10 protein-coding genes and 1 pseudogene are annotated in these 11,035 nt (G+C 55.7%); 9 read left to right on the top strand and 2 right to left on the bottom strand.

Annotation, left to right across the window (positions count from 1 at the left end; all coding sequences use genetic code 11):
* The 5 genes from K5905_RS16960 to K5905_RS16940 form a co-directional block, all read left to right on the top strand.
* Positions 1 to 2,036 (top strand): pyruvate carboxylase (locus K5905_RS16960; RefSeq protein ID WP_297585948.1); only part of this gene is annotated, 2,036 nt, incomplete at its 5' end.
* 190 nt (positions 2,037 to 2,226) lie between these two features.
* On the top strand, positions 2,227 to 2,823 hold the full coding sequence (locus K5905_RS16955) for a cytochrome P460 family protein (protein ID WP_297585946.1): 597 nt from the start codon (positions 2,227 to 2,229) through the stop codon (positions 2,821 to 2,823).
* 137 nt (positions 2,824 to 2,960) lie between these two features.
* Entirely contained in the window at positions 2,961 to 3,629 is a 669-nt protein-coding gene (locus tag K5905_RS16950; protein WP_297585944.1) for a DUF1254 domain-containing protein, read from the top strand.
* A 66-nt stretch (positions 3,630 to 3,695) separates the two neighbouring features.
* Positions 3,696 to 3,797, top strand: a complete 102-nt coding sequence (locus K5905_RS16945) for a DUF1214 domain-containing protein (RefSeq protein WP_297585950.1) — start codon at positions 3,696 to 3,698, stop codon at positions 3,795 to 3,797.
* A gap of 297 nt (positions 3,798 to 4,094) precedes the next feature.
* Complete coding sequence (locus tag K5905_RS16940) at positions 4,095 to 4,826, top strand: hypothetical protein (RefSeq protein ID WP_297585942.1); 732 nt, start codon at positions 4,095 to 4,097, stop codon at positions 4,824 to 4,826.
* Between the two features lie 194 nt (positions 4,827 to 5,020).
* On the opposite strand, the gene K5905_RS16935 is transcribed toward K5905_RS16940, so the two are convergent.
* Together K5905_RS16935 and K5905_RS16930 are read right to left on the bottom strand one after the other, a co-directional pair.
* Complete coding sequence (locus K5905_RS16935) at positions 5,021 to 5,776, bottom strand: glutamine amidotransferase (protein ID WP_297585940.1); 756 nt, start codon at positions 5,774 to 5,776, stop codon at positions 5,021 to 5,023.
* Between the two features lie 91 nt (positions 5,777 to 5,867).
* The gene (locus K5905_RS16930) at positions 5,868 to 6,344 is read right to left on the bottom strand and encodes a TerB family tellurite resistance protein (protein WP_297585938.1); all 477 of its coding nucleotides are present in this window, start codon (positions 6,342 to 6,344) and stop codon (positions 5,868 to 5,870) included.
* Between the two features lie 343 nt (positions 6,345 to 6,687).
* On the opposite strand from K5905_RS16930, the gene K5905_RS16925 reads away from it, so the two are divergent.
* The 4 genes and pseudogenes from K5905_RS16925 to K5905_RS16910 form a co-directional block, all read left to right on the top strand.
* Positions 6,688 to 7,950 (top strand): imelysin family protein, encoded by a 1,263-nt coding sequence (locus tag K5905_RS16925; RefSeq protein ID WP_297585936.1) that lies wholly within the window; start codon positions 6,688 to 6,690, stop codon positions 7,948 to 7,950.
* A 93-nt stretch (positions 7,951 to 8,043) separates the two neighbouring features.
* Positions 8,044 to 9,572: pseudogene (locus K5905_RS16920) on the top strand (di-heme oxidoredictase family protein).
* Positions 9,572 to 10,645, top strand: a complete 1,074-nt coding sequence (locus tag K5905_RS16915; protein ID WP_297585935.1) for an imelysin family protein — start codon at positions 9,572 to 9,574, stop codon at positions 10,643 to 10,645. The pseudogene K5905_RS16920 and the gene K5905_RS16915 overlap by 1 nt, the downstream one beginning before the upstream one ends.
* Positions 10,635 to 11,035 (top strand): DUF1513 domain-containing protein (locus tag K5905_RS16910; RefSeq protein WP_297585933.1); only part of this gene is annotated, 401 nt, incomplete at its 3' end. The genes K5905_RS16915 and K5905_RS16910, both read left to right, overlap by 11 nt.

Raw genomic sequence — 11,035 nt, 5'->3', positions numbered from 1 at the left:
TTCTGACCTATATTGCCGATGTCTCGGTCAACGGTCATCCGGAAACAAAGAACCGTGCACGTCCACCAAAAGACGTCGCGGCACCGGTCGTTCCGGATTTTGGCGATGACAAGCCAGCGGGCACGAAACAGCTGCTCGACGAGCTTGGGCCCAAGGGGTTCGCAGACTGGATGAAGGCGCAAAAGCGTGCGCTGGTGACCGATACGACCATGCGCGATGCGCACCAGTCGTTGCTGGCAACGCGCATGCGGACACATGACATCGTCAACATCGCGGAAGCTTATTCCGCCGGATTGCCGTCGCTGTTTTCACTGGAATGCTGGGGCGGTGCGACGTTTGACGTATCCATGCGTTTTCTGACAGAAAGCCCCTGGGAGCGTCTGCATCACATTCGGGAAAAGGCGCCGAACATTTTGCTGCAAATGCTGCTGCGCGGCTCCAACGGGGTCGGCTACACCAACTATCCGGACAATGTCGTCAAATACTTCGTCCAGCAGGCGGCCGACAACGGCATTGACCTGTTCCGTGTGTTCGACTGCCTCAATTGGGTGGAGAACATGCGCGTCTCCATGGATGCGGTGCAGGAAGCAGGCAAGCTGTGCGAAGGCGTGCTTTGCTATACCGGCGACATGCTTGACAGCGCCCGACCGAAATATGACCTGAAATACTATGTCGGTCTGGCCAAGGAGCTGGAAGCGGCCGGTGCGCATATTCTCGGCATCAAGGACATGGCGGGCCTCTTGAAGCCGGAAGCAGCCAAGATCCTGATCAAGACCTTGAAACAGGAAACCGATCTGCCGATCCATTTCCACACGCACGACACCTCCGGCATTGCCGCGTCGAGCATTCTGGCAGCTGTTGAAGCTGGCGCGGATGCGGTCGATGCTGCCATGGATGCGCTGTCCGGCCTGACGTCGCAGCCTTGCCTTGGTTCCATTGTGGAGGCCTTGCGTGGCAGCGAGCGGGACACGGGCCTCGATGCCAGGACGATCCGGCAGGTTTCCTTCTACTGGGAAGCGGTGCGAACCCAGTACCGGGCTTTTGAAAGCGATCTGCGCTTCGGGGCTTCGGAAGTCTACCTGCACGAAATGCCGGGCGGCCAGTTCACCAACCTGAAGGAACAGGCCCGTTCCCTTGGTCTGGAGACACGCTGGCACGAGGTTGCGCAGGCCTATGCGGACGTCAACATGATGTTCGGCGATATCGTCAAGGTGACGCCTTCCTCCAAGGTTGTCGGTGATATGGCTTTGATGATGGTCAGCCAGGGTCTCAGCGTCGGGGAAGTCGAAGATCCATCCAAGGACGTTGCCTTCCCGGACAGTGTCGTGAAGATGCTGCATGGTGATCTCGGCCAGTCTCCGGGTGGTTGGCCGGCTCCTTTGCAGAAAAAGGTGCTGAAAGGCGAAACGCCTATCACGGTGCGTCCGGGGTCTCTGCTGGATGAGGCAGACCTTGATGCGGAGCGGAAAACCGCCGCCGCCGCGACCGGTCATGACATCAGCGATACCGAGCTTGCCTCCTACCTGATGTACCCGAAGGTCTATACCGATTTCGACAAGGCACAGCAGCAATACGGCCCGACCTCGGTTCTGCCGACACCGGTCTATTTCTACGGTCTTGAGCCAGGTGACGAGATCTTCGTCGACCTGGAGCCGGGCAAGACACTTGTCGTGCGCTGTCAGGCCATTGGCGAGACGGATGAGAAGGGTGAAAAGAAAGTCTTCTTCGAGCTCAATGGCCAGCCACGCAACGTCAAGGTTCCGGACCGGGCCCATGGGGCAACCGGTGCGGCTGCCATGCGCAAGGCAGAAGACGGCAATGCCAATCACGTCGGGGCACCGATGCCAGGCGTGATATCCACCGTCGCGATTGCCGGCGGTCAGGAAGTCAAGGCCGGGGATGTGCTTGTGTCCATTGAAGCCATGAAAATGGAAACGGCCCTTCATGCAGAACGTGACGGCACGGTGAAGGAAGTCCTGGTGTCGCCGGGTTCACAAATTGATGCCAAGGACCTTCTGGTCGTGTTCGAAAGCTGATCGAGCAAAGGTGAGCGGATCGCACATTGCTGCGATCTGCTTTCTAACTATTTGAAACCCTTCAGATTATTATCAGTCATCACGTGATATCACATATGGTCACCGGCCATGTGAATTGAACGCGATCTCCCTTAGGCCGGAAGCTTTTTCCGCCAGGTCTTGAAAAAGACGTTAGCTGAGGGAGAAAACGATGAGGAAGTTACCTTTGTGGCTGGGCGGCGCGGTTGCCTCCCTGGCCTTTTCAACATCTGCGCATGCGGCCTGCGATGTGCAAAAGCCGGGATACGATCTGACAGGTGACGAGGCACAGGCCGTTTACGACTGTCTGAAATCCGATCTGCGGGCAGGCTATCAAAATGGACCGAAGCGTTGGATTCCTGAGGAATTCGTCAAGGATTATCCGGGCTGGACCAAGGCAAGTGCATTTCCGGCCGCGCCCGGATTTCACGGTGGCCGTTTTCTGATGACATATGTGAACTCGATCGGCGCCGACGAATACCTGAAATACAAGCCGGACAATGTCGTCGTGCCGGCCGGCACCAAGCTTGCCAAGGAATCCTTCACGGTCGACGATGACGGCAAGGTCACCAAGGGACCGCTGTTCCTGATGGAAAAGGTGGCTGCCGGAAAATCCCCTGAAACCGGCGACTGGTACTACATGATGGTCGCCTCGAACGGTGCGCCGCAGGCCGTCAACGTGGTCACCGCTTGCAGCGAGTGTCATCTCGGCAATTTCGGCGAGCAGGGCGGTTTCGGTTATCCGGTCGAGGACGCACGGATCAAATAAACCACTCCGCACCGAATTTTGCCGGTGGAGCATGTGACGCTCCACCGGCAAAAACACCAACTTGATTTTGCCGTTTCATCCTCCGGTTGCCTCTGGGGCATCTTTAACGATGCTCTACCGATTCCCGGGAGATTTTGATGAAGCGACTTGGCCTGTGTTTTATCCCTATTCTGTTCCTGAGCCCGACGGCATTTGCATCCGGCAAGACCGTCACTCCGCCTGGCTACAACACTCCAATCCCGGAAGACACTCTGACACCGGACGAGGTCGAGACCCGCTTCGGAACGCCTAAATTCGTTGACGGGCGGCCGACGCCCGAAACCAGCACATTGATGTATGACGTTCTCGGCTTCATGCGGGGTGCCGAATTGATTTTGAATTTCATTCCGGCGACCTCCATCGAAGGCATTCGTCGGGGGCTTACGGAAATCGGGTTGGACTCGGCCAACAAGGTTGCCGTCTTTGAAGACCTGACAGATTCGAATCCTCTGTTTCTGACCGGCAATACCGACACCGTTTACGGCACGACGATCCTGGACCTTCAACGGGACGGTGCCGTCGTCATCGAAGTGCCGAAGGGACAAGGGCCAGCGACCGTCAATGATGCCTATTTCCGCTTTGTCACCGATATAGGCTTCCGGGTCCGGACAAGGGCGCGGGCGGCAAAACCTGATCCTGCCGCCGACTATGACGGCGACCTCGATCCTCCTGTCGGTGGTTATGAAGCCGACGTCGCGGGCGAGACCTATTTCGTGTCGAAGTCGACCAGTTACATCAACTGGTTCATTGCCCTTGATTTCCTATGACCCGCAGACTCGCTCCGAACTCCAGACCGGACAGCCTTTCCCGAGCAAAAACACAAGCGCGACACGCTGACGGCAAACGACGACGGCTCGGTCACGCTCACTTTCGGCCCGCAAGCGCCTGCGGGCAAGGACGCGAACTGGATCCAGACCGTTCCCGGCAAGGGCTGATTCACCATCCTGCGTCTCTACGGCCCTGAAGCAGCCTGGTTCAAAAAGACCTGGCGACCGGGTGAGATCGAGAAGGTGGAGTGATTGGCCGAGTGCTCGTTCCTGAAGTAATGGCGGAGGCTGGACCGGTTAGCGGATGGCAACAGGTCGGCTTCATCGCTTCCAATCATCGACACTCAACCTGTGAATCAGCATTTAGTGTGCAATTATAGATTGTTGTTGGAAAGTGCTCGCGAATCTGCAAACTGCGCGCGAACGCGGTTTCCCGTCAGTGGATGAAGGTTCAGGTTTTTCCCAATGAAATTAGTGTTTTATCTGGCAACCAGTGTCCGTGCTCAGATAGTGACATTCGTGGTGCTTTTTCTCGCTATCAACTATTTTTTCTTGTCGCCGATTGGATCGGTTCTCAACCTTGTCCTGATTTTCACCTATCTCAGGCTGGCGAAGCCGGCTTTGTTTATTCCAGATCTTCTCAAGCTCAATACTTTTGTTACACTGTTTTCCTTTTTCATACTTGCCCTGACTTTGCTCCCCTATGCCGTTTATTTCTCCGGAGCTTACCGCGAATTGAATCCATGCGCTTTGGGTCGACTGAATGTTGGCTGCGCAAACTTTCACCTTCTTTATTTCGGGGACATCGAACCAACACGGAACACCTCTATCGCCTCGATGGTCGTAAGCCTTAGCTACATCCTCAATACGCTTTTGTTTTGCGTTGTGATGCCGGTATTTGTTCATGCAATCAAATATATCATGCAAAATAATGAACTGCTGAAGGAAATTAAATACGTGTTCCGGAAAATATATGCAAACTGGATATTTGGAGTTTTATTAATTGGAAATTTGTTTCGTGTTTTTGAATCAAGTAAATCTGTCCCAAGCTCTGAAAATATATTTGATGTATTGGTTTTTCAAACATTGATCGTTGGTCCTATTAACTACGTGTGTTTAGTTATTGCAACTTTAGGTTTTTATGTGCGATATGGTTCTGCTGCTTTTCCTTCGATGGGAGTTGGGTCGACCTTCTAGGGCCGATCATGTTCAGGCTTGTCTCCAGAGTGGGGTCATATCGGATTTCCTGCCAGTCGACGCTGAAGCCGAGACGTGTGTAGAGACCAAGAGCGCGTGTGTTTCCGGCCTACATCAGGACGATTTCTCTTTCGTCTGATCGATGAAAGGAGCTCTCATGTCTCATGAGGGCTCCTGTCTGTTTTCTTCGTGTATTACTCCGCTGCTTTCAGCTGTCCGTGCTCCACCGGAGCCTCGGCGGTGCCGATCCAGAGGTTGAGGAAGCGGTCGAGCCATTTCTTGACGTCCGGGTCGTAGACGAAGCGGCCGGCGAAGTGGTCGCGGCGGTTCTGGGCGCCGGGGAGTTCCATGCGCGGGGCGCCCTTGGTGGTCCAGCGGACCATCATCTGGTGGGTGAGTTCGGGGTGGAACTGGATGCCATAGGCGGCAGGGCCGACACGGATTGCCTGGTTCGGGTAGGTCGGACCTCCTGCGAGAAGATCCGCGCCCCGTGGCAGGTCGAAGCCTTCCCGGTGCCATTGGTAGACCTTTTTCGGCCAGTCCATCAGGGCCTTGCCGGTTTCGGTCGGGTGCAGCGAGTAGTAGCCGATTTCAACAAGGCTGTCGCGATGGCCCGAGACGGTGCCGCCCAGATGCTTGACCATCATCTGCGCTCCAAGGCAGATGCCCAGAAACGGTTTTTCCTCCGCCAAGGGTACCTTGATCCAGTCGATTTCCTTGTGAACGAAGCCGTCCGGGTCATTGGCGCTCATCGGTCCGCCGAAAATAACGGCACCGGCGTGATGCTCCATCGTATCCGGAAGGGAATCTCCAAAGCGGGGCTTGCGGATATCCAGCTGAAATCCCCGCTTGACCAGTTCCAGGCCGACACGGCCGGGAGACGAGTTCTCCTGATGAAGAATGATCAGGATCTTTGGGCGGTTGTTACCTGGATCGAACTGAAATCTCATAGGATTAATATGAGGGAGGCCTTTGAAAAAATCGACCCCCTGAGCATGGACGTCACCAGAAACCGGTTTGTAGCAGCGGCCTTAGGGTCGATTATTCCTGGTCGTCCGATTCCGGTGCTGTCTGCGCAACCTTGTGGCGCAGGGTCATCCGGTCCCGGGTGGAGACACCCAGAAGCTCCGCAACGCGCCAGATCGTATTGTCCTCGAACTCGTGGACATGCCCATCCGCATAGACGATTTCCCACATCATCTCGACAATGGCGAGACGTTCGGTATCGTCGGTCGTGCGTTTCAGAACCGAAGTGAAGCCGTAAAGATCCACCGCTTCCTCGTCGCGCTGCTTGGCAGCGGAAATGAGCTCAGAGGTTTCCTGATCGGTGAGTTCATAGTGCTTTTGCAATATCTGGCGAAGCTTCTCGCTTTCGCTGTCCTCGATGATACCGTCAATATCAATGAGGTGAAACAAAAGGGCCGCTGCGGCGAGGCGTTTGTCGTCTTCTGCGAAAGTTTTCTTGCCGCTGTCGCCAAAAGTGATTTCGCGAACAAAGCTTTTCAGCGCATTAAGCATATCTGACATTCCTGTGGCTGACCGAATGCCGGTCAAATCTAATTTGTTTCATATTAGTGGGGCCGGAGCCTGGATTGCACCCTATTTTAGAAGGGGGGTAACCTAGCATCAAAGTGTTGATGTCGGTTTTAAGACTTTGATATGAGTACTTAAACTTACATATTGAAGTCAAGTTTTTTGAATCATTCTAAAGTATTGATATTTTTGAATTTATATCTTGACTTTTACCCTCATGAAATGATTTCTCCGACTCTCGTACGGCACTTATCGAGCCGCGACATCATTAGATTTTCGCCTGTAACGGGTCCAAAACTGCAGGCACCTCAGATATTGGGATGGGACAATGAATTCGTTCAAGCTTGGCCTTCTGGCCGCAACCGCTTTGTTTGTAACGCCTGCAATGGCTGCCGCTCCGTCTGACGTTCTGTCGACATACGGCGACATTGCCCAGGCAAAATTCGCAGACTCCGTCGAAACCGCCAAGACGTTGAAAACTGCCATTGACAAGCTGGTCGCGGAGCCGACCGAGGCCAATCTGGAAGCTGCTCGTGCGGCCTGGGTCGAGGCGCGCAACCCTTACCAGCAGACCGAAGCCTACCGGTTTGGCAACGCCATCGTGGATGACTGGGAAGGCAAGGTGAACGCCTGGCCGCTGGACGAAGGCCTGATCGACTATGTCGACGCGTCCTATGGTGATGAGTCTGAAGAAAACGACTTCTATGTTGCCAACGTCATTGCCAATCCGAGCCTCAAGGTCGGTGGCGAGACCATTGATGCAACTGAAATCACCGCCAGTCTGCTGGCGGATACGCTGCAGGAAGCCGGTGAAGTGGAAGCCAATGTTGCGACCGGTTACCATGCTATTGAATTCCTGCTCTGGGGACAGGACCTGAACGGAACCGATGCGGGGGCCGGCAGCCGTCCGGCAACCGACTTCGATCCGGCCAACTGCACCGGTGGAAATTGTGAGCGGCGCGTTCAGTACCTCCAGGCAGTGACCGACCTCCTGATTTCCGATCTGGAAGAAATGGCAGCTGCCTGGGCACCGGGCGGTGCGGCACGCGAAGAACTGGGCGGCAAGGGTGAAAACGGCGGCCTGGCAACCATCCTGACCGGAATGGGCTCCCTGTCTTATGGCGAACTTGCAGGCGAACGCATCAAGCTCGGCCTGATGTTGCACGATCCGGAAGAAGAGCATGACTGCTTCTCCGACAACACGCACCTATCGCATTACAATGACGTTGTCGGCATCCGGAACGTCTATTTCGGTGAGTATCAGAGCCCGCTTGGCAACAATGTTTCCGGCGCGTCTCTTGCAGAGCTCGTTGCAGCCAAGGATGCGGCTCTTGCTGACGAAATGAAAACCAAGCTCGACGCCACGCTGGCCGCATTCGAAGTCATGAAAGCTCGCGCTGAAGGTGGTGAAGCCTATGATCAGATGATCGGTGAGGGCAATGCGGAAGGCAATGCCGTCGTTCAGGCCGCCGTTGACGCACTGGTCGATCAGACGGCTTCGATCGAGCGCGTAGTGAAAGTACTCGAGCTGGATGATATTGCGTTTGAAGGCTCCGACAGTCTCGACAACCCGGGCGCGGTTTTCGAATAAGCAATTCAATGGCATCAGGCGATCATACAGGTCGCCTGATGTTTCCTTCGTTTGCGAATTGGGGCTCGCAGACAACAGTTCAGGATGCGACGAATGGGACTGGCCCCTGTGACCAGCGCCGTTACCGGTGCTTTGTTAAGTTTTTGTTTTGCGACCGGATCCGTCTTTGCAGACGAAGTATTGTCCCATAGGGACGATCTGTCTGAAAAGACAGGGTCAAGGCCGCCGGAGTGCTTCAGCCACCGGTGGGTTTCGAGAAACCGGAACTCTTTGAACCAATGCAGGGCGGGGCGGGGACGTCGAAAAGACGACCCAGCAGAGACGCGTTTTCTCACTCCAACACCAATCTCAATTTTGAAGAACAGCACACCTTCAAGGTTGGCAACGGGCTTTTCAAGAAGCTGTGGGCGTCTTCGCCTTCTTCCACGCAGGCCTCGGACGGGCTGGGGCCGCTCTACAACGCCCGGTCCTGTCAGGGCTGCCACCTGAAAGATGGCCGGGGCCGGCCACCCCGTCCGGGCGACGAAGCCGTTTCGCTGTTTTTGCGGCTTTCCATTCCACCGGAAACCGATGAGCAGAGACAGGCGCTTGCGACAAAGCAGATCCTGTCGGTGCCGGAACCGACCTATGGTGGGCAATTCCAGGCGTTCGCGGTTCCCGGTCTTTCAGGTGAGGGCAAGTTCGATATCGAGTTTGAAGAGATCGAGGTGCCGTTGAACGGCGGCGAGACCGTCGTTCTGCAAAAGCCAATCTACAAGATCCGGGATCTTGGCTTTGGCGAAATGCATCCCGATACGATGGTCTCGCCGCGCGTTGCCCCGCCGATGATCGGACTTGGCCTGCTGCAGGCTATCCACCCGGGCGATATCGAAGCGCTTGCCGATCCGGACGACCTCGATGGAAACGGTATTTCCGGCAGGATTTCCGAAGTTCGTGATCCGCAAACCGGTGAGTTGACACCCGGCCGTTTCGGCTGGAAGGCCTCCAATCCGACCATCCGCGCACAGTCAGCCGGGGCATTTGCCGGCGACATCGGTATCAGCACACCGGACAGACCCGACAATTTTGGCGATTGCACCGATGTTCAGACCGAGTGCCGGGCATTGCCACACGGCGAACAGGCTCAGCTTGGCGTGTCGGAAGCGCCCGACCCGGTCATGGATCTCATAACCTTCTATTCAGAAAACCTGGCCGTACCGATGCGCCGGAATGTCGATGACCCTCAAATTTTGAAGGGCAAGAAAATATTCTATGACGCAGGCTGCGTCTCCTGCCATCAACCGAAATATGTCACCAGCCGCGACGCTGAAAACCCCGCACACCGGTTTCAACTGATCTGGCCTTACACCGACCTCCTCCTGCACGACATGGGAGACGGATTGGCGGACAACCGGCCTGTCGGGGACGCTAGCGGACATGAGTGGCGCACGCCGCCACTATGGGGTATCGGTCTAACCGAAACGGTCAACAATCACACCAGGTTCCTGCATGACGGCCGGGCCCGGAACCTTCTTGAAGCTGTTTTGTGGCATGGCGGGGAAGCCGAGCAGACACGGGAAGTGGTTGTTTCCCTGGTGCCTGAGGATCGACAGGCCCTGATCCGGTTTTTGGAGTCTTTGTAATGCGGCAATTGGCACTGGCGTTTGTTGCGATCTGTTCGGCGGTTCCCGCGTTGGCGACAGATTTCAATCCGTCGCTCGAAGGGATGATCTCAAACTATATCCGCCCTGTGACAACAGACTTCGCAGCGGCTGTAGACCCCTTGCCGCAAGCAGTAAGTGACGTTTGCCGGGACCGGAGCGATGCCACGAGTGCGGCCTTTTCTGATGCCTATTCTCAATCCGTTGCCGCTTTCTCGCGTGTGCATTTCCTGCGTTTCGGTCCACTGCTCGATGATGACCGGCTCAGCCGGCTTGCTTTCATGCCTGACCCGCGTGGTGTCGGGCAACGCCAATTGCGCAAGCTCTATGCATCTCGGGATCCGGGTGTTCTGTCCGCAGAAACGCTGAAGAACAAAAGTGTCGCGGTTCAGGGGCTGACCGCGCTGCAACTGATTGCTTTCAAGAAGGATGGAGCCGTTAGTCTGGGGCTCCCCGGAGAAACAAAAGAATTCACCTGCGGATATGCGCAGGCAATCGCGGAAAATGTCGAGCGGATTGCGTTCGAACTTTCTGCCGACTGGGCGGATCCTCAGGGTTACAGCTCCGTATTATTGGAGACCGGAGGTGAAGGTACCCGTTTCCGTTCTTCCAAGGAGGCTCTTGAAACCATATTCAATTCATTGGTCACCGGCCTGATCATTGCGAGCGATCAGGACCTCCTTCCGGCACTGGGAAGTTCACAGGCCAAGGCCAAGGCGAAACGGTTTCCTTTCTCGAGATCCGGCAACAGCATTGTGTTTCTGTCTGGCGAACTGCATGGAATCCAGGACGCCATTTCCGCCCTTGCTCTTAGAGCGCTGACGCCAGAGGAGTTTACCTGGATCTATGACGCGCTTGCGTTCGAATTTGAAAATGCGCAGGCGTTGCTTGAAAAATTGCAATCTCCCTTGCGTGCCACCTTTGGTGAAGGGGACAGCTACGCCCAGGTCACTGTTTTGGCGATCACGATAAAATCGATCCGCGACACACTGGCGCTTGAACTTGCAGGCGCTCTGGAACTGGCCGGAGGGTTCAATGCCCTGGATGGCGACTAAATCTTTTTCAAGGCGCGATTTTCTAGTCGGTCTCGGCAGTCTGGCCGCCACGCCTGTCTTTGTGCGCTCCACATTGGCCGGCAGCCTGCTCAGTCGTGATGCCGCAGACGGTGTGCCGCTTTTTGCCAGTGCTTTCAAAAAGGCCAACGGTGATTATGGCATCGGCATTGTCGATGATCTCGGCCAGGTGCTTGGTCAGATCTCGCTGCCGGGCCGCGGACACGGAGTTGCCGTTTCACCGGACCAAGGCCGTCTAGTTGCCTTTGCCCGGCGCCCGGGCACCTTCATGGTGGTTCTGAAACCGTTTGAACAGAACGAACCGGAGGTGCTCATCGCCGAACCGGGCCGGCATTTTTATGGCCATGGGTGCTTTTCGGCGGACGGTAGGCT

This window comes from Roseibium sp. (genome assembly GCF_025698965.1).
In the GTDB taxonomy this organism is placed as follows: domain Bacteria; phylum Pseudomonadota; class Alphaproteobacteria; order Rhizobiales; family Stappiaceae; genus Roseibium.
This window is presented reverse-complemented; position numbering and strand designations above follow the sequence as displayed.

Excerpts from the sequence above, each read along its gene's own strand:
- K5905_RS16930 (WP_297585938.1), bottom strand. The coding sequence starts at position 6,344 with ATGCTTAATGCGCTGAAAAGCTTTGTTCGCGAAATCACTTTTGGCGAC.
- K5905_RS16915 (WP_297585935.1), top strand. The coding sequence starts at position 9,572 with ATGCGGCAATTGGCACTGGCGTTTGTTGCGATCTGTTCGGCGGTTCCC.
- K5905_RS16935 (WP_297585940.1), bottom strand. The coding sequence starts at position 5,776 with ATGAGATTTCAGTTCGATCCAGGTAACAACCGCCCAAAGATCCTGATC.
- K5905_RS16950 (WP_297585944.1), top strand. The coding sequence starts at position 2,961 with ATGAAGCGACTTGGCCTGTGTTTTATCCCTATTCTGTTCCTGAGCCCG.
- K5905_RS16925 (WP_297585936.1), top strand. The coding sequence starts at position 6,688 with ATGAATTCGTTCAAGCTTGGCCTTCTGGCCGCAACCGCTTTGTTTGTA.
- K5905_RS16955 (WP_297585946.1), top strand. The coding sequence starts at position 2,227 with ATGAGGAAGTTACCTTTGTGGCTGGGCGGCGCGGTTGCCTCCCTGGCC.
- K5905_RS16940 (WP_297585942.1), top strand. The coding sequence starts at position 4,095 with ATGAAATTAGTGTTTTATCTGGCAACCAGTGTCCGTGCTCAGATAGTG.